General features: G+C 72.6%; 20 protein-coding genes. 9 read left to right on the plus strand and 11 right to left on the minus strand.

The genetic code is table 11. The features are described 5' to 3' along the window. The first annotated feature begins 429 nt into the window (after nucleotides 1-429). Nucleotides 430-2,031, plus strand: coding sequence for a glutamate synthase subunit beta (locus ACFYP3_RS12185; protein ID WP_388830698.1), 1,602 nt, complete (start codon nucleotides 430-432; stop codon nucleotides 2,029-2,031). Nucleotides 2,032-2,125: 94 nt separating this feature from the next. Here the strand turns inward: ACFYP3_RS12185 and ACFYP3_RS12190 are convergent, their stop codons facing one another. The 4 genes from ACFYP3_RS12190 to ACFYP3_RS12205 all read right to left on the minus strand — a co-directional run bounded on the left by ACFYP3_RS12190 (nucleotide 2,126) and on the right by ACFYP3_RS12205 (nucleotide 6,892). Beyond that, entirely contained in the window at nucleotides 2,126-2,617 is a 492-nt protein-coding gene (locus tag ACFYP3_RS12190; RefSeq protein ID WP_388830699.1) for a hypothetical protein, read from the minus strand. Nucleotides 2,618-2,803: 186 nt separating this feature from the next. Further along, complete coding sequence (gene gap, locus ACFYP3_RS12195; protein ID WP_365476849.1) at nucleotides 2,804-3,802, minus strand: type I glyceraldehyde-3-phosphate dehydrogenase; 999 nt, start codon at nucleotides 3,800-3,802, stop codon at nucleotides 2,804-2,806. 120 nt (nucleotides 3,803-3,922) lie between these two features. After that, nucleotides 3,923-4,879, minus strand: coding sequence for a GlxA family transcriptional regulator (locus tag ACFYP3_RS12200; protein WP_388830702.1), 957 nt, complete (start codon nucleotides 4,877-4,879; stop codon nucleotides 3,923-3,925). Nucleotides 4,880-4,996: 117 nt separating this feature from the next. Continuing rightward, nucleotides 4,997-6,892 (minus strand): ATP-binding cassette domain-containing protein, encoded by a 1,896-nt coding sequence (locus ACFYP3_RS12205; RefSeq protein ID WP_388830704.1) that lies wholly within the window; start codon nucleotides 6,890-6,892, stop codon nucleotides 4,997-4,999. A gap of 483 nt (nucleotides 6,893-7,375) precedes the next feature. Between ACFYP3_RS12205 and ACFYP3_RS12210 the strand changes: the two genes are divergently transcribed. Both ACFYP3_RS12210 and ACFYP3_RS12215 read left to right on the plus strand, forming a co-directional pair. Beyond that, nucleotides 7,376-8,560, plus strand: coding sequence for a PP2C family protein-serine/threonine phosphatase (locus ACFYP3_RS12210; RefSeq protein WP_388830706.1), 1,185 nt, complete (start codon nucleotides 7,376-7,378; stop codon nucleotides 8,558-8,560). Nucleotides 8,561-8,868: 308 nt separating this feature from the next. After that, on the plus strand, nucleotides 8,869-10,035 hold the full coding sequence (locus ACFYP3_RS12215) for an alanine--tRNA ligase-related protein (protein WP_388830708.1): 1,167 nt from the start codon (nucleotides 8,869-8,871) through the stop codon (nucleotides 10,033-10,035). A 27-nt stretch (nucleotides 10,036-10,062) separates the two neighbouring features. Here the strand turns inward: ACFYP3_RS12215 and ACFYP3_RS12220 are convergent, their stop codons facing one another. Continuing rightward, entirely contained in the window at nucleotides 10,063-10,683 is a 621-nt protein-coding gene (locus ACFYP3_RS12220; protein WP_388830710.1) for a TOPRIM nucleotidyl transferase/hydrolase domain-containing protein, read from the minus strand. 81 nt (nucleotides 10,684-10,764) lie between these two features. Here ACFYP3_RS12220 and ACFYP3_RS12225 point away from each other — a divergent pair, with 81 nt between their 5' ends. The 4 genes from ACFYP3_RS12225 to ACFYP3_RS12240 all read left to right on the plus strand — a co-directional run bounded on the left by ACFYP3_RS12225 (nucleotide 10,765) and on the right by ACFYP3_RS12240 (nucleotide 15,804). Continuing rightward, nucleotides 10,765-11,289, plus strand: coding sequence for a hypothetical protein (locus ACFYP3_RS12225; RefSeq protein ID WP_388830712.1), 525 nt, complete (start codon nucleotides 10,765-10,767; stop codon nucleotides 11,287-11,289). Between the two features lie 140 nt (nucleotides 11,290-11,429). Further along, nucleotides 11,430-12,164, plus strand: a complete 735-nt coding sequence (locus ACFYP3_RS12230) for a sortase domain-bontaining protein (protein ID WP_388830714.1) — start codon at nucleotides 11,430-11,432, stop codon at nucleotides 12,162-12,164. Nucleotides 12,165-12,362: 198 nt separating this feature from the next. Then, complete coding sequence (locus ACFYP3_RS12235) at nucleotides 12,363-12,902, plus strand: hypothetical protein (RefSeq protein ID WP_388830716.1); 540 nt, start codon at nucleotides 12,363-12,365, stop codon at nucleotides 12,900-12,902. A 766-nt stretch (nucleotides 12,903-13,668) separates the two neighbouring features. Continuing rightward, entirely contained in the window at nucleotides 13,669-15,804 is a 2,136-nt protein-coding gene (locus ACFYP3_RS12240) for a DUF6777 domain-containing protein (RefSeq protein ID WP_388830718.1), read from the plus strand. 135 nt (nucleotides 15,805-15,939) lie between these two features. Here ACFYP3_RS12240 and ACFYP3_RS12245 read toward each other — a convergent pair whose 3' ends face one another. Then, a complete protein-coding gene (locus tag ACFYP3_RS12245; protein ID WP_388830719.1) occupies nucleotides 15,940-17,172 on the minus strand; it encodes an FAD-dependent oxidoreductase in 1,233 nt (410 codons plus the stop codon). A 99-nt stretch (nucleotides 17,173-17,271) separates the two neighbouring features. Beyond that, the gene (locus tag ACFYP3_RS12250) at nucleotides 17,272-17,574 is read right to left on the minus strand and encodes a putative quinol monooxygenase (RefSeq protein ID WP_388830720.1); all 303 of its coding nucleotides are present in this window, start codon (nucleotides 17,572-17,574) and stop codon (nucleotides 17,272-17,274) included. A gap of 101 nt (nucleotides 17,575-17,675) precedes the next feature. On the opposite strand from ACFYP3_RS12250, the gene ACFYP3_RS12255 reads away from it, so the two are divergent. Further along, nucleotides 17,676-18,047: an ArsR/SmtB family transcription factor gene (locus tag ACFYP3_RS12255; RefSeq protein ID WP_388830722.1), complete on the plus strand. Its 372-nt coding sequence runs from the start codon at nucleotides 17,676-17,678 to the stop codon at nucleotides 18,045-18,047. Nucleotides 18,048-18,175: 128 nt separating this feature from the next. Here ACFYP3_RS12255 and ACFYP3_RS12260 read toward each other — a convergent pair whose 3' ends face one another. From ACFYP3_RS12260 to ACFYP3_RS12270, 3 genes are all read right to left on the minus strand, one after another. After that, complete coding sequence (locus ACFYP3_RS12260; protein WP_388830724.1) at nucleotides 18,176-18,349, minus strand: CsbD family protein; 174 nt, start codon at nucleotides 18,347-18,349, stop codon at nucleotides 18,176-18,178. Between the two features lie 107 nt (nucleotides 18,350-18,456). Then, entirely contained in the window at nucleotides 18,457-18,822 is a 366-nt protein-coding gene (locus ACFYP3_RS12265; RefSeq protein WP_388830726.1) for a PRC-barrel domain containing protein, read from the minus strand. Nucleotides 18,823-19,172: 350 nt separating this feature from the next. Next, nucleotides 19,173-19,364, minus strand: coding sequence for a hypothetical protein (locus tag ACFYP3_RS12270; RefSeq protein ID WP_388830728.1), 192 nt, complete (start codon nucleotides 19,362-19,364; stop codon nucleotides 19,173-19,175). A gap of 196 nt (nucleotides 19,365-19,560) precedes the next feature. On the opposite strand from ACFYP3_RS12270, the gene ACFYP3_RS12275 reads away from it, so the two are divergent. Then, nucleotides 19,561-20,655: a mechanosensitive ion channel family protein gene (locus ACFYP3_RS12275; protein ID WP_388830730.1), complete on the plus strand. Its 1,095-nt coding sequence runs from the start codon at nucleotides 19,561-19,563 to the stop codon at nucleotides 20,653-20,655. 13 nt (nucleotides 20,656-20,668) lie between these two features. Here the strand turns inward: ACFYP3_RS12275 and ACFYP3_RS12280 are convergent, their stop codons facing one another. Then, on the minus strand, nucleotides 20,669-21,403 hold the full coding sequence (locus ACFYP3_RS12280; protein ID WP_388830732.1) for a hypothetical protein: 735 nt from the start codon (nucleotides 21,401-21,403) through the stop codon (nucleotides 20,669-20,671). Nucleotides 21,404-21,485 lie beyond the last annotated feature (82 nt).

Raw genomic sequence — 21,485 nt, forward strand, 5'->3', positions numbered from 1 at the left:
TTCGACGGTGTCCTGCTGCCGCCCTTGCCCGGCCGTCGGCACCGTCTGGAACGTGTCGCGGTCGTGCAGCAGGAGCCAGTAAGCGCGATTCTCGTCGTCGAGGGGGGCGAGCTCGTGCGTTCTCCTCCTCGACGAGCAGCCCCGCCGGCTGGCCCATTGGGTGAGAGCAGGCTCGCGCGCCCACGCCGTCACGGCTCGACAGGTGATCGGGGGCGATCGGGCGCATGCGGCTCGGCGGCGTCGCCACGCGCCGACGCACACGAGTCGGTCGTCACCTTCCGCGCTCGCCCGCTCACCCCGTTCCGTTCACCCAGAGCACTTCCGCGAAGGCGGCGTAATCTGGTCGGACCGCCACAGAAAGCGCGTACGAGGAGCATGGTGCGCCGCCCGCGCCGCGCCCCCGCCGCGAACGATCCAGGGAGGCGGCGCGTGACCGATCCGTTCGGCTTCCTGAAGATCCCCCGCGAGGCCGTCCCGGCCCGTCCCGTCGAGGAACGGCTGGGCGACTGGCACGAGGTCTACGCGGGCCAGGCGTTGCTGCCGCTCGTCTCCCGGCAGGCCGACCGCTGCATGGACTGCGGCATTCCGTTCTGTCACACCGGCTGTCCGCTGGGAAACCTCATACCCGAGTGGAACGCCTACGCCGCCCACGGCGACTGGCGCGCGGCGTACGAGCGGCTCCACGCGACCAACAACTTCCCCGAGGTCACCGGCCGGCTCTGCCCGGCCCCCTGCGAGGACGCCTGCGTCCTCACGATCAACGCGGACCCGGTGACCATCAAGAACGTCGAGCAGGCGATCGCGGACGAGGGCCTGCGGCGCGGCTACCTCACCCCGAGGCCGCCGGAGAAGCAGAGCGGCAAGACGGTGGCCGTCATCGGTTCCGGACCGGCCGGACTCGCGGCGGCGCAGCAGCTGACCCGGGCCGGGCACAGCGTCACGGTCCACGAACGGGCCGACCGGATCGGCGGCCTGCTGCGGTACGGCATCCCCGAGTTCAAGATGGAGAAGAGCCACCTGGACCGCCGGATCGAGCAGATGCGGGCCGAGGGCACGCTGTTCGTCACCGGCGCGGACATCGGCGGCGCGGCCGGCCCCGGTGCAGGAGCGGCTGACCCCGGTGCAGGCGCTGCGGGCCCTGCAGGCTCCGACGCGGCCGAGGGCCGTGGCGGGGTGGCCGGCACCAGCGCCGCCGACCTGCGCGAGCGGTGTGACGCCGTCGTCGTCGCGATCGGCGCCGGCGAGCGCCGGGAACTCCCGGTACCCGGCCGCGCACTGCGCGGCATCCACCAGGCCATGGAGTACCTGACCTGCGCCAACCGGGTGCGGGAGGGCGACTACGCCGTGTCGCCCGTCACCGCCCGGGGCCGGCACGTCGTCATCGTGGGAGGCGGCGACACCGGATCCGACTGTCTCGGGACCGCCCTGCGGCAGGGCGCGATCTCCGTGGTGCAGCTCGACATCAACCCCGAGCCCGGCCCGGACCGCAGCGAGGGCGAGCCCTGGCCGGTGTACCCGAAGACGTACCGGATCTCCCACGCCCACGAGGAGGCGCGCGGGTGCGAGGGCCGCGACCCCCGGCTGTTCTCGTCCGCCACCCTGCGCTTCGAAGGGGATGCCTCGGGCCGGGTTCGGGCGCTGCACCTGACGGCCGTCGAGCCGGTGGCCCGCAGCCCCCTGGCCGGCACCGAGCACGTCATACCGACCGGCCTGGTGCTGCTCGCCCTCGGCTTCTCGGGCCCCGAGCGGGCGGGCGGCCTGCGCGAGCAGCTGGGTCTGGAGCTCGACGAGCGCGGCAACTTCGCGCGGGACGCCGGCTTCGCGGCCGGCGGCGGAAGGGCGCCCGGAGTGTTCGTCGCCGGTGACGCGGGCCGCGGCCAGTCGCTGGTGGTGTGGGCCATCGCCGAGGGCCGCGCGGTCGCCGCGGCCGTGGACCGCTACCTGACCGGCTCCACGTGCCTCCCGGCCCCGGTCGCCGCCCACGACCGGCCGATGACGGCCCTGGGGCGCATGCGCTACGGGGAGTTCTAGCGACGCGCACGCGGTACGGGGCCGCCACCCGAGGGGTGACGGCCCCGTACCGCGGCGCACCGTCGTGCCGGCCGACGTCACGCGTGGGGGACCGTCAAGTCGTCGCGGAGTGCGGCAGGCCGGGGAGGTCGGGGACACCCGGGAAGCCGGGAACACCGGGGAAGCCCGGGATGTTCGGGACGCGGGGGGTGTCCGGGTCGGTGGGCAGGTCCGGGAGGGTGGGGAGGTCCGGGACGGTGGGGGTCTGCGGGGTGGGCTTGGCCAACGGGTCTTCGCAGGGGGCTACGACGCAGACCCAGGTATGGCTCGTGGGCGGTTCGAAGTGGCCGTCTCCCTCGATGCCCGCCCCCGCGTCGACGTCGTCGCCGAACACGGACTTCCCCTCGGGTAGGACGAGCAGCAGGTTGCCCTTGTTGTCGCCGGCGCCCGGATCATCGGGGGCCACGACGCGGTCATCGGTTACGGCGGCCTGCGGGTTCGCCGGGACGGCGGCGAACGCGCTGGTCGGGACCAGCGCGCCGGCCACGACCACGGCGGTCGAGGCGGCCAGGGCGAGGAAGCGCGGGGTGCGCAGGAGGTGGGTCATGGAAGCTCCCGGGTTCGAGGTGTGGAGGGGGAACATCCAGTAGGCCCCGGCCCGCCCCGCACGGTCACGTCCCTGAAACCCGTGGCTTGACCTACGCCGGGCACCCCGCTACCGGGCCCGGGCGCTCCTCCGGCCGGCCGCGCGTGCGGCCGGCCGGACGGAGCTACGCCGGTGGGTGCTGCCGGCTCAGCGGGTCGCGAGGAGGGTGAGGGTGTCGATCACGCGGTTCGAGAAGCCCCACTCGTTGTCGTACCAGGCGACCACCTTGACGTGGCGGCCGTCGACGCGGGTCAGCTCCGAGTCGAAGATCGACGAGGCGGGGTTGCCCGTGATGTCGGAGGACACCAGCGGGTCGTCCGAGTACTCGAGCACGCCGGCCAGCGGACCCGCCGCGGCGGCGCGGTACGCCTCCAGGATCTCCTCGCGCGTCACCTCACGCGCCACGGTCGTGTTGAGCTCCACGATCGAGCCCACCGGGACCGGTACGCGGATCGAGTCGCCCGAGAGCTTCCCGTCGAGCTGCGGCAGCACCAAGCCGATGGCCTTCGCGGCACCCGTCGAGGTCGGCACGATGTTCACACCGGCGGCGCGGGCACGACGCGGGTCGCGGTGCGGGCCGTCCTGCAGGTTCTGCTCCTGCGTGTAGGCGTGCACCGTCGTCATGAAGCCGTGCTCGATGCCGGCGAGGTCGTCCAGTACGGCGGCCAGCGGCGCGAGCGCGTTGGTCGTGCACGAGGCGTTCGAGACGATGGTGTGCAGCGCCGGGTCGTAGGTGTCGGAGTTGACCCCGAACGCCAGGGTGACGTCGGCACCGTCGGACGGCGCGCTGACGAGGACCTTCCGGGCACCCGCCTTGACGTGGGCGCGGGCGGCTTCGGCCGAGGTGAAGCGGCCGGTGGCCTCCAGCACGATGTCGACACCGAGCTCGGCCCACGGCAGCTGCGCCGGCTCCCGCTCGGCGAGCACCTTGATGCGGTGGCCGTCGACGACGAGGACGTCCCCGTCGACGGTCACCGGGCGGCCGAGCCGGCCGGAGGTGGTGTCGTACGCGAGCAGTCGTGCGAGGGTGGCGGGCTCCGTCAGGTCGTTGACGGCGACGACCTCGAGGTCGCTGTCGCGCTCGAGGAGCGCGCGCAGCACGTTGCGCCCGATACGGCCGAATCCGTTGATGGCAATGCGAGTCATGAGCGATGTCCCTTTCGTTCGCCACCAGATTCGCGCCCGGCGCGCGCCCGCGACAGCGGCGTGATCGCCATGGTTCGAAAGGATCCCGCCACAGCGATGGCTAGCCGGTCCCCGGACGTGCTATTCGCCCCGGGTGAAGGTGCGCCGGTACTCGGTCGGGGTGGTGCCGAGGATGTGCTGGAAGTGCAGGCGCAGGTTGGCTCCGGTGCCGAGACCCACGTCGGCGGCGATCTGCTCGATGCCGCGCTGCGAACGTTCGAGCAGCTCGCGCGCCACGTCGACGCGGGCGCGCATCACCCACTGCATCGGCGTGTACCCGGTGTCCTCCGCGAACCGTCGCGAGAACGTGCGGGGCGAGACCCCGGCGTGCCGCGCCAGTGATTCCAGCGTAAGGGGCTCGCCCAACCGGTGCAGCGCCCACTCGCGTGTGGCCGCGAACCGCTCGCCGAGCGGCTCGGGCACGCTGCGCGGCACGTACTGCGCCTGGCCGCCGCTGCGGTAGGGGGCCGCGACCAGGCGCCGGGCCGCGTGGTTGGAAGCGGACACGCCGATGTCACCCCGCAGGATGTGCAGGCACAGATCGATGCCGGAGGCGGCGCCGGCCGAGGTCAGCACGCTGCCCTCGTCGACGAAGAGGACGTTCTCGTCCACCCTGACCTGCGGATGCTTCGCCGCGAGCGCACGGGCGTAGTGCCAGTGGGTCGTGGCGCGCCGGCCGTCGAGCAGGCCCGTGGCGGCGAGCGCGAACGCGCCCGTCGAGATGGCGGCGAGCCGCGCGCCCCGCTCGTGGGCGGCGATCAGCGCGTCGAGGACGGCCCGCGGCGGATCGTCACGGTCCGGGAGGCGGTAACCGGGGACGAACACGATGTCGGCCCACGCGAGGGCCTCCAGCCCGTGGGTCACGTGGTACGCCAGGCCGTCCCCGCCGGTCACGAGGCCGGGTGCCGCCCCGCACACCCGCACCTCGTACGGCATGCTCGCCCGGGTCGTGAAGACCTGCGCGGGGATGCCGACGTCGAGCGGCTTGGCGCCCTCGAGGACGAGGACGGCGACACGGTGGAGACGGGAGGCTGGCACGGGCTCGAGGGTACGCGGCGCCGGCTCCCGCACCCCGGGCCGCCACCGCCCGGCGTCGGGCCCCCGCCGAGCTGCGGAGCGCACCGCGACCGGTGGGCTCCGCAGCACCTCATGTCGTCAGCGGTCTTGGGAGAGTTCGTACAGCTCGCGGAAACGGCCCCCGGTCAGGGACACGAGCTGGTCGAAGGGGCCTTGTTCGACGATGCGGCCGTTGTCGAGGACGACGATGCGGTCGGCGAGCCGGCAGTTCTCCATCCGGTGCGTGACGATCACCGTGATCCGGTCCTCCTTCATGTCCCGCAGGCCGGAGAAGACCATGTGCTCCCCGCGGGGATCCATGGCGCTCGTCGGTTCGTCCATGACCAGCAGCCCCGGCTTGCGGTGGAAGGCGCGGCCGCAGGCCAGTCGCTGCCACTGGCCGCCCGACGGTTCGTGGCCGCCCCAGACCGAACGGGCCAGCAGCGTGTCCAGCCCGTTGGGGAACCCCTCGACGGTCGTCCGCATGCCCACGGCGTCCAGCGCCTCCCACACGGCCTCCTCGCCGCGGGGGTCCGGCTGGCCGAGGGTGATGTTCTCCCGCGCGGAGAACGGCCAGTACCCGTACGACTGGGTGACGAGGCCGACGTGCGCCCAGGCCGAGCGCTGGTCCGCGTCGGAGGTGGGCACGCCGTCCCAGGAGACGGTGCCGGAGGTCGGGGCGGTCAGTGAGGTGAGCAGGCGGATGAGGGTGGACTTCCCGGCGCCGTTCTCGCCGATCACGGCGACGACCTCACCGCGGGCCAGCGTCAGCGTGACGGGGCCGAGGGCGGGGGCGTCCTTGCCGGGGTAGGTGTAGGAGGCCTCCTCCAGCCGGATCTTCTCCGGCGCGTTCTCCATCACCTGCGGGCCGCGCGGGCCGGACTTTTCGGCGGCCTCCTTGACGAAGGTCGTGTAGTCGCCGAGGTAGAGCGCGTGCTGGAACATGGCCGCCCCGTAGACGACGAGCTGCGACAGGGCGGCGGTGGAGGTGCGCATGGCCACGATGGCCGTGCCGGCGGCGGCCATGGCCATGTAGCCACCGACGACGAGCCCGGCGAGCGCCCCGTACGTCGCCACGACGAAGATCCCCGACGCGGCGGCGGCGATCAGGTAGACGACGAGGTAGCGGGGCGCGGAGCTGACCATCTTGGAGTCGATGCGCTCGCAGACCGCCGCGTACCAGTGGTGGGCGTAGGGCCGCATGCTGTTGCCGCGCAGCTCGTCGGCGAGCTTCGGGGTGGTCAGGTGCCAGCGCATCATGTGCTTGATGTTGCGGGAGGCGACCGTCTGGTTGTGGAGGCGGTAGTCGAGGCGGGCGGCGTACACGGAGCCCAGGCCGCGGGGGACCACCGACAGCAGGAGCAGCGGCAGCAGGACGGGGTGGACCACGGCGAGGACGGACGCGACCGCGATCATGTCGATCATGCCGCTGGTGAAGCCGAGGGCGTCCTGGAGGAGCATGGCGGAGCGGGCGGAGCCGGTCTCGGCGGCTTCCGAGCGCTCGGTGAAGTCGGGGGCGTCGTAGGCGGCGAGCTCCACGTCCATGTGGGCGTCGACCATGGCGAGGTCGGCGAGGGTGGCCATGCCGGGGTTGAGGCGGCGTGCGGCGCTGCCGGCGGCGATGGAGGCCAACGCGCCGAGGGCGGTCATCGCACCGGCGACGACCAGGGGCCAGGCGGCGGCCGAGACGCGCTCATGGACGCCGTCGCCGGCCAGGAGCGGGACCATCGCCCGGGAGATCGCGGTGAGCGCCGCCGCCGTACAGATCCCGCCGACGACCTGGGCGGTGACCAGGACGTGGAAGGCGGCGCGGTTGACGGCGAGGGCGAGCCGCGCGGTCTGCCGCAGGGCGGACGGGACGCGGCGGGCCATGTGGCCGAGCGACAGCGCCTCCATGGTCTCGTTGTGCTGGCCCCAGGTGTACGTGAACTCCGGGGGCGCGGGTGGAGCGGGTGGGGCGGCGGTCTTCTCTTCCTCGACCTGCTGCTCGGACATGCTCGTTCTCCTTCAACCGGGTTGCTGTGGAGGCCGGTTCGGCGGTCCCCGCGCATGGCGAGGAGGCCCGGGTCCGCGGTGTGCGGAGGGGCCGTCGCGGGGTCGCTGCAACGGGGGGAGTGAGTACAGCGCAGGCCGTCGGCCGGAGCAGCGGGATCTGGCCGACCTCGCTGTGGTGGCGCCCTTGGCGCGGCCGCTGATCGTGTCCGCCTGCCGCCGGGCTCCCGGACCGTGCGGGACGGCAGGTTGGCTGGAACCGGCCGGTGCGGGGGTCGGGTCGTCGGAAACCGCTTGCGGCGTCGACGTGGCGCGCGCCGGCCCGGAGCACCGGCGGCGCGAGGGTGAACCGGCCCGAGGGCGCACCGGCGCGAGGGCGCACCGGCCCGAGGGCGCACCGGCCCGAGCGCGGCCGCCCGGCCGCGGGGAAGCGGTGACCGGCGGCCGGAGTGGCGGCCACGTGTCGCGGCAAGGCAGGCTGTACTCATGAGAGCGCCCTTGCGCTCGCCCCCGGGACCGGGAGCCGGCGGTCACCACCAGGTCCTTTTCGTGATCGCGGAGTGCGTGCCCTTCGTGATCGCCCTGCTGGTGCTCCTCATCGAGCTCACGCCGCTCCATGTCGTCTACACCGGCCCGATGCTGGTCGCGACGCCCGCCCTGGCCGCGGTGACGATGGGCCCGAAGGGCACGCTCGCGGCGACCGCGGTGGCCGTCGCCGTCAGCGTGGCCACCGCCACCCACAACCACGCCTGGGGCGGGCAGCAGGTCTACACCAATTTCCTCGCCCTGTCCCTGGTCGCCGCGGCGAGCGTCATGACGAGCGGCGCCGCCCGCACGCGCCGGGAGAGCGAGCTCAACCAGGTCCGCCGGATCGCGGTCGCCGCCCAGGAAGCCCTGCTGCGGCCCGTCCCGGACCGGCTGGGCCCCGTACGGGCGGCGAGCATGTACCTGGCCGCCGAGACGGGCGCGCTCATCGGCGGCGACCTGTACGACGTGGTCCAGACCCGGTACGGGGTCCGGATGATCGTCGGGGACGTCCGGGGCAAGGGACTGCCCGCCGTACGGGCCGCCGCCGTCGTCCTGGGCGCGTTCCGCGAGTCGGTGCACTACGAGCACGACCTCGTGGAGGTCGTCAACCACTGCGGGGCCGCCCTGCGGCGGGACGCCGCCGTCGCGGGCGCGAGCGCGAACGCGACCGAAGACGACGACGCGCTCATGGAGGCGTTCGTCACGGCGATCGTGGCCCAGGTCCCGGACGGTCCGTACGTCGAGGTGATCAACCGGGGCCATCCGCCGCCGCTGCTGCTGAGCAACGGCACGGTCGTCTCCCTGATGCCCACCCTGCCCCTGCCGCCGCTCGGTCTCGAGGAGTTCATCAGCGGACCTCCCGGGCGGACGGACCGCTATCCCTTCGCACCGGGTGACCGGCTGCTGCTCTGCACCGACGGCGTGATCGAGGCCCGGGACGGCGACAACGTCTTCTTCGACCTCCCCGAGGCGATGGTGAGCATGCGCGACCACGCGCGGTCGGCGTTCCTGGAGGGCCTGCACCAGGCACTGCTCCGCCACACCCAGAGCCGCCTGGCGGACGACGTCGCGATCATCCTCGTCGACCGCCGCGAGGACGACGGGGCGGACCGGCCGGCCGAGGACCCGACCTGCCCGACGTAGGGTCCGTGGCCGCTGCCGGACGTACCGTTTTTCCTCCCCTCCCTGGCCCCGGCCCCGGCCCCGCGGCGAATTCGGGTGCGCCGGCCGTCGGGCCCGCGTTATGGTCGGCCGCATGAACGTCACCGGCCCCAGCACCACCGCGACCGCGCGAGCGACCAGCTCGCCGGTTGCCGCCGCCTGACCTTCCCCTCTCCCCGGCGACCGGAAACGGTCCGTCGGTAGTGCCGCGGCATCCCTGCCCCCGGCCGGACGACTGAACGGTCCCGTTCTCCGGTGCCTCTCCCACGCTGACGCGAAGGACGCACCCCATGCACACGGAACAGCTCGTCAACACGTTCGTCGAGTACTTCGAAGAGCGCGGCCACCACCGCATCGTCGGATCGACACTGCTCCCACCACCCGGTGACCCCGTGCTCTTCACCACCTCCGGCATGCACCCCCTCACCCCGTACCTGGAGGGCCGCCCCCACCCGCTGGGCAGGCGGCTGGTCAACGTACAGCGCTGTCTGCGCACCACGGACCTGGAGGAGGTCGGCGACGCCACCCACCTGACGGTCTTCGAGATGCTCGGCACCTGGTCACTGGGCGACTACGACGGTCCGCTCAGCCTCGACTGGGGATACGGGCTGCTCACCGAGGGCCTGGGCGTCGACCCCCGCCGGCTGCACGCCACCGTCTTCGCCGGCGACGGCCGGACCGGGCCGGACACCGCCTCCCTCCGGCTGTGGCAGGACCGGGGCGTCCCCGTCGAACTCACCGTGGAGGACAACTGGTGGTCCAACGGACCGGTCGGACCGTGCGGTCCCGACTCGGAGATCTTCCTGTGGACCGGTGACGGCCCGCCGCGGTCGACACCCACCCGCGACGACCGCTGGGTGGAGGTGTGGAACCACGTGACCATGAGCCACCGCCGGCTCGACGACGGTTCGCTCGTGCCCCTGCCCCAGCGCAACGTCGACACCGGACTCGGCCTGGAGCGGCTGGCCTCGCTGCTCCAGGGCAGGTCGTCCGTGTTCGAGTGCGACGTCTTCGACCCCTGGCGCCGCCTCGTACCGGGCCTGTGGCCCCTGGACGAGACGTCGCTGCGGGTGGTCTGCGACCACCTGCGCTCGGCCGTCGTCGTACTCGGCGACGGGGTGCGCCCCGCCCCCACCGGACGGGGCTACGTACTGCGCCGCCTCGTGCGACGGGTGCTCACCCTGCTGTGGCGGGACGACCCGTCACGTGGACTGGGAGACCTGCCGGAGGAACTGGTACGCCACACCCTGGACCACTTCCGGCTGGACGTGCGACCGCAGGACGTGCGCCGGACGCTGATCGAGGAGGAACGCCGGTTCGGCGGACTCCTGGAGCGCGGCCGGAAGGTGCTCGCCCGGCCCCGGTTCCGAAACCCGCTGACCGGGGAGGACTTCCACTACCTCCACGACACCCACGGTCTGCCGCGCGAGCTGGTCGACAGCCTGCGGCAGGAGTGACGACACCCCGTGTGCCCGATCCTCCGGTCACAGGCTCGCGAGGAGGTCGTCGAGCGGTGCCGGCACCTCGTCGAGGTCCAGGGCCTCGACGAGGAGCCGGCCGTAGCGGATCTTGCGGCCCTTCTTCGTTCCGAGGAAGCGCCGCAACTGTTGCTCCCGTGACCGGCCGTGCTGCGCGGGCTGACGCACGAAGGTCTGCCAGGAGCGGAGGTCGCCCTCGATCTCGACGACCTCCTCGACCTTCGGCGTGCCCAGCGCGCGGATGAGCTCCTCCTCCAGGTCCGCCACGCACACGAAGATCCCCCGGCGCGGCGCCCGCGCCCGCGTCAGCCCGCGGTCGAAGAAGCCCTGCTCGCCCGCGTCGCACAGTCCCGCGAGACGCAGGCCGAGGCCGGGTGGCCCGAGGAGGTCCGCGTACCGGGCCACGCTCATCGCCCCGCCCATCGGTACGACGCACACCCCCTCGGCGGCCAGGTCGCGGCCACGGCGTGCGGCCAGCGTCTCGACGGCCGCGAGGTCACTCGGCCCTTCCAGCAGCACCGCCGTCCGCACCCCCAGTCGCGCGGCCAGCTCACTCGCCGGCCCGCCGGAGCCGCCCCCGGCCGCCCAACCGCTGACCTCGTCCCGGAACACGCGCATGTCCACCATGAGGTGAGTCTCCTACCTCGGCCGACGGCACGACACGGAATATCGGTACCGGACGACCGCGCGAAACGATGAAATGGTGGTGTGACCGCCCCCGAGACCGACGAAGAGCCCCCCGACGCCGCCGACAACCCTCCCGAGACCGACGAAGAACCTGCTGAGCACCGGCGCTACGCCCGCTACCTGGAGCTCCTGGAGAACGTCCCGGAGGCCGAGGAGGCGGGCCTGCTGGCCGTGATCCTGCGCGACGACTGCGCGCCGATGGCGGAGGCCGCGGTGAACCGCCAACTGGAGTGCAGGGCAGCGGAGTTGCTGACCGACGCCGGCTTCCCCGACTGGGCCCGGACGACGGCCGGGGTCATCGGGGACCGGCCCTTCCTGTCCCGCCGCCTGCGCGAGTGGACCCTCCTCAGGGCGCTCGCCCTGGACGAGCCGTGGACGGCCGAGGAGGTCACGGGCGCGTCCGACTGGTTCCAGCGCACGGTCGTGGAGGTGCAGACCATCACCTCACCCGAGGCGCTCACCCTGCTCGCCGAGCGCGGACGCACCCGTCGCGTCCGCAACGCGGCGAGCCGCCGCCTCCGGCCCCCGCGTCCGCGCTCGGGCTGATCACGGGCCGGGCGCTCAGGGGGAGGGAGGTCACAGACCGGGACCCTTATGGACCTCTTGCTCCGTATGTCACTCTGGCCGCTGAACCGGGTCACCCGCCTGCCGCACGCCCCGGACGACCGACCGACACGGAAGCGCCCATGCCCCTGCCGATCCCCTCCCGTGCCGTCCCCGCCGTACTGGCCGGAGCCGTGGCCGCCCTGGTGGCGGCGTGCGCGCCCTCCGTCGCCGCCGGTACCCCGGCTCGCCCGCAGACACCCGCGGTACCCGCCTCGGCCCCGGCCGCCCCGCCCACCCCGGTGGCCGCCGCTCCGTCTGCCCCGCAGCCCGTGAGCCCGGGCGCCGGCGTCCCGACGCAGGCCTCGACCCTGTCCATCCCGTCGGTGGGCCTCTCGGGACTGCGCGTGGTGCCGTACGAGGGCACCACCGACGACGTACCGGGGACCCGCATCCAGAACCTCGGCGTGGCGGCCAGCCCGTACGGAAAGCTGGGCGGCGTCGGACCCGGTCAGGTGGGCAACTTCCTGATCACCGCGCACCGTCTCTCGGCAGGTGGTCCGCTGGGCGACCTGCCCTCCGTGGACAACGGCGACACGGTCCTCGTGACCCTCGGCAAGGTGGAGTACACCTACGAGATCGTCGCGACCCGCAAGACGTCCTTCCGCTCGGAGGGCTCGCTCGGCGAACAGCGCGCGGCCGTGCCCGGGGCGCCCGGCGCGGCCCCCACCCAGGCCATGATCACGATCTCGACCTGCGCGACGCCCGAGGACCACGCGGAGGGCAACTTCTGGAGCGACGCCCAGGGCAACCCCGAGCACCGCATCGACAAGATAGGCGTGCTGCGCAAGACCTCGGCGGCCCCGCCCGCCTCCTGAGGGCACGGGAGGCCCGCCGGGGTGCCCCGGCGGGTCTGTCTTACCGACGGGTAGTTTCCAGCCAATTACCGGCATCGCGCTGACATGCTCCTGACAGTTCAAGGTGGCTGTGGGACTCTCCCGGCACGCACTCCGCACCCTCTGAGAGGCCCAGCGCCTCGCCCACCCCCACCAGTACGTGGCATGGAGGAGCGAACCATGAGGCACACCACGCCCATCACGCACGGCACCCGCATCTCACGCATCGCCGGAATCGCGACGCTCGTCGTCGCGGCAGCCTTCACCGGCACCGGCACCGCCCTCGCGCACACCCCCGGCGCCTCGGCCGCCGACCAGAAGGTCGACGGCGTGATCGTGGTCGCGGGCAACAGCTGCAACTGGACCAACGCCAGCACCAGCGCCGCCGCCCCCGCCGCCCTCACCGTCGACCGCACGACCATCAACGCGCCGGGAGGCAACCTGGCCTGCGGCGGCGGCATCGCCGCCTCCCTCAACAACAACCCCGCCTTCACCTTCGACGACACCGCCGGCACGGCGCGGACCGACCTGATCGACATCACCGGCCGGCAGAGCTTCATCTCCTGCCGCTACAAGGCCACGAACATCGTGTGGGACCGCGACGGGACGAGCCGGAAGTACATCAACCGCGCCTTCACCGCCGCCAAGACCTCGGGCAGCTTCCTGTGTCCGGGCTCCGTCAACACCCCGGCAGGGGACGCTTCCATGCTCTTCCGCTGAGCCGGTCCCTGCGGCGGACCCCGAGCCCGGGGCTCCGCCGCAGAGTCCTTCCGAGACCGGGCCGGGGTATGCCCCTGCACGCCGCCGGACACCGCGGCGAACCCTCCGAAGCCACGCCGAAGACCATCCTGCCGCCGTCGGACGCCGCCACGCTCCGGCGCGGGTCCTGCGCCGCCCGGCCGTGTACCGCGCTACGGGAGACGGCCCCCGCACGGCGTCGACACCTCGCGGCGTCCCGGTGGAGCAGCGCTGCCCTGCGGCTGCTGCCGCTCTCCTCACCAGGATGCGGACTCTCGTTTGTCAAGTCCCGAAAGGTCGCGGCATGACGTGGTTCGCGGGAGCGGGCTTACTCAGGAGACGGACCCACGCGTAGTCGGTGGGTCCCAGTCCACGGTCCAAAAGCCCAGGTTCCACGTCCGGGATGTGGAGGCGTTTGACGGTTCGGAAGGAGTGAGCGCATGCGAGTCACCACGGTCTGCCCGCTGCCCTGTGTCCGGGGGCGAGTGTCATGACTTCCCTGCCTCCTTCCTCCGAGCGCCCCACTGGCCCGCCGCCGGGCCCGTTGTCGGGCCGGGGCGCGCACGTGGAGCCGCCGCCCCCGCCGCCCCCTCGGCAGCCGTCAATGCCGCCGCCTCCCTCCGGGCCTCCGTCGGGGCCCCTTCCGGTCTCTTCGGCCGGGTCCTCGCCGCCGCCGGCGGGTCGCGGACGGGCTCGCAGGTGGCGGTCGCGCAGGGCCGTACTGAGCGCGAGCACGGCGGTGGCCGTGGTGTCGGCGGTGGTCCTCAGCTTCACCGTGCTCGGCGGGAACACCGCGGCGGGCGGTGAGGTCTTCCTCCAGGCCGCTCCGGAGGCCGGGCCCGACCCGTTCACGCCGTCGACGGCCACGCAGGCCGAGAGCGTCGCCAAGGTCACGCCCATGGCCGCCGTCGAGAAGGCGAAGGACGCGGCGAGCGCTGCGCGTACGGCCAATGCCACGGCGGGTGCGCGCACGCTGGAGGTCGACGGCGGGTACCCCGGGCTGTACGGGGGGACACGGAACGTCGTGAGCTGTGACGTCGAGAAGCAGATCCGCTTCCTCACGCAGCACCCGGACAAGGGCAGGGCGTTCGCCGGCTCGCTGGGCATCCGTCAGCCCGAGATCCCCTCGTACCTGCGGTCGCTGACGCCCGTCCGGCTGGGTTGGGACACCCGGGTCACCAATCACGGGTACCGCGACGGCGCGCCCACCAGCTACCAGGCGGTCCTGCAGGCCGGCACGCCCGTCCTGGTCGACGGGCGCGGCGTGCCCAGGGTCCGCTGCGCCTGCGGCAACCCCCTGAACCCGCCCGTCGCGGTCAGGGGCAGGCAGAGGTACAGCGGCGAGCAGTGGTCCGCGTTCCGGCCCTCCGGCCTCGTCGCGGTCAAGCCTGCCGTCAAGCCGGTGAAGGCCGTCACGGTCTTCGACGCGAACCGGCGGGGCTGGTACGAGCGCCCGAGCGGGGCGGCGGAGGGTAGGCCCGACCACGAGGTCCCGGCCCCGCAGGGCCAGACCCCCGGCTCTGCCTACCCGGTCCTCCCGGCGGCCCACCCGGCCTCCGTCCAGACGCCCCCGGACACGGTTCCGAACGAGCTCCCGGGCAAGGCCCCTGCTCAGCAGCCGGGCGGCCAGCCGCCCGGGAAGGACACCGGCCAGAACCCGGGGGAGGCACCGGGGAACATCCCGGGCCGGAACCCCGGAAACACCCCCGGCGACGTCCCGGACCAGTCTCCTGGGCAGGCGCCGGCCGTGGACCCCGGCCAGAAGCCGAGCCTGAAGCCGGGCGAGGACGCGGAGCAGGTACCGGGTCAGGAGCCCGGCAAGGCCCCGGGCGAGGCCCCCGGGAAGACGCCGGGCGAGGCCCCCGGGAAGACGCCGGGCAAGGAGTCGGGGAAGGCCCCTGACCAGGAGCCCGACAAGGGCCACGCCCACGATCCGGCCAAGGCCCCCGGCAAGGACTCGGACAAGCAGCGCAGCCAGGAGCCGGACAAGGCCCCCGAGGAGGAACCGGGCAAGGGCCACGAGCCTGGCGAGGCCCCGGGGAAGGAGCCGGCGAAGGAGCCGGCTCAGGAGTCCGGGACGAAGTCGGGCGAACACCCCGGCAAGGAGTCCGGCCAGGCCCCGGGCAAGTCGCCCGGCGAGGCTCCTGGCAAGGACCCCGGTAAGGCGCCTGGCGAAGACCACGGCAAGACGCCTGCCAAGGAGCCGGAGCAGAAGTCCGGCAAGGAGCCGAGCCAGGACCCGGAGAAGTCGCCGGGCAAGGAGTCCGGTAAGGACCCTGGCGAAGACCACGGGAAGACGCCCGCCAAGGAGCCGGAGCAGAAGTCCGGCAAGGAGCCGAGCGGGGACCCGGGGACGGCGCCGGGTAAGGAACCAGCCAGGGAGCAGGGCAACGGGTCCGGCGAGGAGTCGGGCGAGAACCCGGGCAAGGACGCGGGCCCGGACAAGGCCGCCGAGAAGGTACCGGGCAAGGCCCCGGACCCCCGGTCCGGCCGTGCACCGACGAAGGTGCCCGGTCAGGAGTCGGACAAGGCACCGGGGCAGGCGCCCGGCCACGACCCTGACAAGGAGTCGGGCCAGGGTTCGGACAAGGTTCCGGCGCCCGACGAAACGCCCCGCCACGAAACGGGTAAGGCCCCCGGGAACGCACCGGAGTCTAGCCAGACGCCGGGCAAGGACCCCGGTCCGGGTCAGGCGCCAGGTAAGGCGCCGGCCCAGGATTCCGGCAACGGCAACGGCAACGGCAACGGCAACGGCAACGGCAACGGCCCCAGCCCCGGCCACGATCCGGCGAACGCGCCGAGCCAGGAGTCGGGCGGGAGCGGGAGCCAGGGTCCTGGTAACGAGTCGGGGCCGGGGGAGTCGGGGGAGGAGCAGTCCGGGTGATGCAGTGGTGCGGAAGGCCCGGCGATGGCGCTCCGGCCGGGCCATCGCAGGCCGGGGCTGCGGTGGTAGCGCATCGGCCTCCCCCCAGCCGGGGCGGGATGACAACGCCCGCTGCCGCCACCGGACCGGGAGCGGTCAGCGCAGCGATTCCTTCGGCGGGCGCTCGCGCAGGGCTCCGTACGCGATGAAGTAAGCCGGTACGCGGTTCAGCCACCGGGATTCGGTGATGAGCTCGGTCATCCGCTTGGCCCGCCGCGCATCGCCGAACGCGGTGCGCCCGGCCAGCAGCGGTTCGATGACCTGGGTGTGGGCGAGGCGTTGGAGGCCCTGGGTCGCCACCGTAGTGGGCCAGCGGCGGCGTTGCACGCGGCGCACGTCGTGCAGGCCTACGGTGCCCTCGCGCAGCGGCCGCACGAGATGGCGGGCGGCGGCCACCGCGTCCTGCACGGCGAGGTTGATGCCGATGCCGCCGACGGGTGACATCGCGTGGGCGGCGTCGCCGATGCACAGCAGCCCGGGGCGGTGCCAGCGGCGCAGCCGGTCGAGCCGTACGTCGAGCAGTTTCACCTCGTCCCAGGAGCTGACCGCATGGCTTCGGTCGGCCAGCCACGGGACGGCGTCCGTGAAGCGGGTCATGAAGCGCTCCAGCCCTTCGGCGCGGCGCTCGGCGTCGGTCCCCTTGGGGATGAGCGCGGCGCACTGCCAGTAGTCGCCGCGGTCGATGAGCGCGGTGAAGAACCGGTCGCCCAGGCCGCCGACGAGTCCGCTGGGGTCGTCCTCGTGGCGCGGCAGGCGGAACCACCAGGCGTCCATGGGGCAGGGGAAGTGTTCCAGGCCGAGCTCGGGCAGCGCCCTCGCCAGTGAGCCGCGGCCGTCGCAGGCCACGGTGAGGGTGGCCCGCAGCTCGCCGGTGCTGCCGTCCGCGGTGCGGTAGCGCACGCCCCTGACGCGGCCGCGCTCGATGAGGAAGGAGGTCGCCTCGGTGTCCATGCGCAGATGGAAGGAGGGTTCCCGGCCCGCTTCGTCGGCGAGGAGGTCGAGGAGGTCCCACTGGGGCACCATCGCGATGTAGTTGTACTTGCCGTGCAGCGCACCGATGTTCCCGATGGTGACCAGGGACCGGTCCGGTCCGAGGGGCAGCTGGACGGTCGTCACGCGGCGTTGCGGCAGTTGGGCGAACCGTTCGGCGAGGCCGATGTCGTCGAGGAGCGACAGGGTGCTGGGGTGCACGGTGTCACCCCGGAAGTCGCGCAGGAAGTCACCGTGTTTCTCCAGCACCGTCACCTCGACACCGGCCCGGGCCAGCAGCAGCGCCAGCACCATCCCGGCCGGCCCGCCTCCCACCACGCAGCACGTCGTGCGCTCCACGGCAACACTCCCTTCGCGGGCCCGGGTGAGCCCCAGAGGAGGTATACCGCACCGGGGGTGGCGGGGCCGGTAACGGCGACAACCTCGGCCCCACCGGCCCTAGTAGGGGCTGTGCATGGTGAGGAAACGGATGTCGAGGTCGGTCTCCAGGTAGTCCATGCGCCGCTCCCAGAAGGCCTGCATGTGGGGGAGGGCGAGGTGGGCGTCGAGGTCGGCCTGGGAGCGCCACGCCTCGTAGAAGACGAAGGTGCCGGGCTCGTCGCGGTCCTCGTGGAAGTGGTACTCCAGGCACCCGGACTCCTGACGGGTCGGCTCGACGAACGACAGCAGGAGTTCCTTCAACTCCCCAGCGCGCTCGGGTATGGGGCGCGCGGTGCCGACGAGTGCGAACGGCTGGGACATGCAGGGTTCTCCCCCCGATAGGTACAATGAATCTCGTACCTTGTGGACGCTATCGAACTCGTAGGTACGATGCAATCCATACCTTGAGGAAGGTGCCCCCCATGCCCGATGGTGAAGGTCACCCGGACGTCGAGGAGATCGAGCTCGGTCCGGTGCTCTCCGCGCTGGCGGATCCGCTGCGTCGCCGCGTGGTGCGCGAGCTGGCGGGCGGCCCGGACGGCGCGGCACGGACGTGCAGCTCCTTCGGACTGCCCGTCTCCAAGGCGACCGTCACCCACCACTTCCGCGCGCTGCGCGAGGCCGGGTTGATCCGCCAGGTCGACCGGGGCAACAGCCGCATGGCCAGCCTGCGCCGGGCCGACATCGAGCAGCGGTTCCCCGGACTGCTGGGCATCGTGGCAGCCGAGGCGACAGATTCGACAGATTCGACCGAGTCCACCGATTCGACCGAGTCCGTGGCGTCGGCAGAGTGATCTCAGGGGCGGGGGCGGGACGCGCCTCGGTCCCGAACCCGTGACGGGTTCGGGACCGAGGCACATCCGTGGGGCAAGCGGCCTCCGCGCGTCCGCGGTGCGTTCTCCGCATCCGCCGCGCCGTCAGGTCACCGCTTGAACATGTCCTTCATCTTTTCCTTCGCCTGGCGGGCATCGCCCTTCGCTGCTTCGGCGCGGCCTTCAGCGGTCAGTCGCTCGTCGTCCAGCGCGCGGCCGGCCGTCTCCTTGAGCTTGCCCTTGGCCTGCTCCGCCTTGGCCCGGCCCTTCTCGTTGCTCGACACAGCTGATCACTCCCTGAGGGTGTGGGTCATGCCTTCGTCCCCGCGTGTTGCCCCGATCACGCCCCGCAAACGCGAGCTCGAGCCGCAGGGGCACGCCGGGCATCGGCTCAGGCGGGCGGGACGCCGAACGGCATGCCGGACAGGTAGTGCGTGCCCAGGGCCTCGCGGTGGTCCGCGTTTCCGAGGTGCTCGTCCCGGCGGAACTCCGGAGCGGCCTTGATCTGCTCCTTCGTACGGTCCACGTAGACCTTCTCCGCCGTGTGGTCGATGCGGGTCACCACACCGGCCGGCAGCAGGACCTCCTTGCCGAGGATCCACACACCGGTGTCGACGACCAGATAGGCGTCGGTGACCTCGTCGGAGTGTTTGTCGACCTTGCCGATGCTGCCGTCGAGCGCCTCGACCCCGTAGCCGGTGAGGTCGGCCGCGAGGTAGTCGACGCCGGCGCGGTAGGCCCAGACGTTCTCCGTCATGCGAAACAACTCCTTCTTCGGAACCGTGGCCCCGCCACCCCCGTGGTGGCGGGGGCGGGGGAATCTTCGTCGACTGCGCGCATGCCCGCAGAGCCGGGCTTCCACTCCCTTGTCCGCGGGGACCACCCCCAGGAGCGCAGAAAAAATGCCGCGCCCGATTGTTTGAGGCTGCGCAGACCGGCCATAAGGGTGGTCATGGGAGTCCGCGACGGTGAGCGGCGCGGGTTCCCCAGCGGACCCGGGCCGCGTGGTGGCATCCCCCCGCCATCACGCGGCCGGGCCTCTGCACATCCCCGGGGCCGCCTCTCCCGCGATGCCGGCCGTCGCCTCCCGGCGGACGCGGCACCAGGTCAGCGCCGCCTACGGATCCGGCCCCGTCCTCTGGCCGCCCACCCGTGGCCGATCCCGGCGACGTGCAGCGCGAGCGCGGCGAGGCCGATCAGCGTGAAGTTGGTCGAGGTGAACACTTCGTTGGTGTGGATGCCGGCCGCGTTGATCAGGAACGCGATGAAGAACAGCACTGCCGCGGTGATGCCGAGCATGTCCATGCCCCTTTCTGTCGGTGACGGCCGTGTTCCCCGTGCGGGCCGGAACATGAGCGGCCGCCAAGGCCGATTCGCCGTGCCGCGGGGGGGGCAGGAAGGGAACCACTTCGGACCCGTTCGGACCCTCCTGTGTCAGCTCCCTCGAAGGGGGCAGGGGCGTGACGTCCATGTCACCTACATCCGTTGAGGAGATATGAACAGCGCTCTTCGTGTGCTGTCCGTCCTGGGCGGCTCGATCCTGCTCACCCTCGCCGCCGGTTGGGTCGTCGACCTGCTGCTGCGCCGAGCCGACGCCCGTCACCCCGAGACCCCCCTGTGGAACCTGCTGCGCCGGTGCCGCAACGCCCTCCTGATCGTGCTGTTCGCCGCACTGCTCAGGGGCGCCTACCGGCAGATCGCCTGGCCACCGCTGCGGGACCACACCGCCGCCGTGGGCCGCGTCCTCTCCCTCACCCTGATCGGCGCGGGAGCCTGGCTGTTGGTGGCCGTGGCCTCCGCCGTCGTCGAGTCGGGGTACGCCCGCTACGCCACGTCCACGCGCGACCCGGCCCGGCTGCGCCGCGTCCGCACCCAGGTGACGCTGATCATGCGGGCGGTGACGGTCCTCGTGGCCGTCGTCGCGCTCGCCGCCATGCTCGTCACCTTCCCGAGCTTCCGCGCACTCGGCACCTCCGTGCTCGCCTCCGCCGGAATCATCGGAATCGTGGCCGGCGTCGCCGCCCAGTCCACCCTCGGAAACCTCTTCGCGGGCTTCCAGATCGCCTTCGGCGACATGGTGCGCATCGGCGACACGGTCGTCGTCGCCGGCGAGTGGGGGATCGTCGAGGACATCACCCTCACCTTCCTCGCCGTCCGCACCTGGGACGAACGCCGCATCACCATGCCCGTCTCGTACTTCACCACCCGCCCCTTCGAGAACTGGTCGCGCGGCGGCATCCAGATGACCGGCACCGTCTTCCTCCACTGCGACCACCGCGCCCCCATCGACCTCATGCGCGACAAGGCCGAGGAGATCCTGCACACCTGCAAGGAGTGGGACGGCCGCGGCTGGGACCTCGCCGTCACCGAGACGACGCCCTCCACCATCGTGGTACGCGTCATCGTCACGGCCAAGGACCCCGACGACCTGTGGACGGTGCGCTGCGCCGTCCGGGAGCAACTGGTCGCCTGGCTCGCCGAGAAGCACCCGGACGCCCTGCCGCGCGTCCTGCTGGACCCGGCACCGGGACAGTCGCCCGCAGCGTACGTCCCCTCATCCGCCCGCGCCGAGCGAGCCCGGACGCCCTAGGTGTTGCGAGCGTCTAGCTGCAGTCCGACATGAACCGGCCTTCGAGGTGATCGGGGCTGAGGAAGACGAAGCCGCTTCCGTAGCCGAAGTTGAGGAAGAACGGGTCCTCCTTCGCCTCACCCCGGTCCTCGAACTGGCAGAGGAACTGCCAGGAGGGCCCGATGCCGAAGGCCTGGTCGTTGGGGTAGACGGCCTCGCCCCCCATGAAGTCCCCGGGCACCTCCCCTTCGGGGAAATCGACGTCCGGCCCCTCGCCCCGCAGGTACCGGGAGCAGGCAGCGGCCTGGTTCGCCGCCTCCTCCGGTTCCGGTGGCATCGGAGTCAGGTCCGTCAGCCATTCGACGGGAGCCTCCGTGTAGTACGGACCCCACCGCCACAGGGTTCGCCCCCGAGTGCCGGGGGCCCCGATCGACGCGAAGGTCGGTATCCGCCCACCCGGCTGGAGGAGAACGACGGCCTCGCCGTCCTCCGGAGTGTCGCCGCCCATGACCTCGCCCTCCTCGTGCAGGAACAGGTAGGCGAGGCGCACCTCGTCGCCCGGGACCCGGAACTGGCCGATGAACACCAGGGGCACGCCCGAACGCGGGTGCACCGGCCAGGCCGGGCCGTCCAGCCAGACCGGCTGCCCGCCGAACTTCGACGCCGGTTCCACGACCGGCTCGCGCGCAGCCCGGAAGGACATCCGCAGCCGCGGCAAGAAGGCTGCGTCGTAGGGGCCCACGGCCCGGCCCGTCGGCTCGGAGGTCATGTCTGCGACGCTACGGCACCCCACTGACAGGCCCGGCCCGGGTGGTCTCCTTCGACCCCGCCCCACCCGCACGATCCGAAAG

Origin of the sequence: Streptomyces sp. NPDC005533 (genome assembly GCF_042871845.1) — a bacterium.
Lineage (GTDB): Bacteria > Actinomycetota > Actinomycetes > Streptomycetales > Streptomycetaceae > Streptomyces.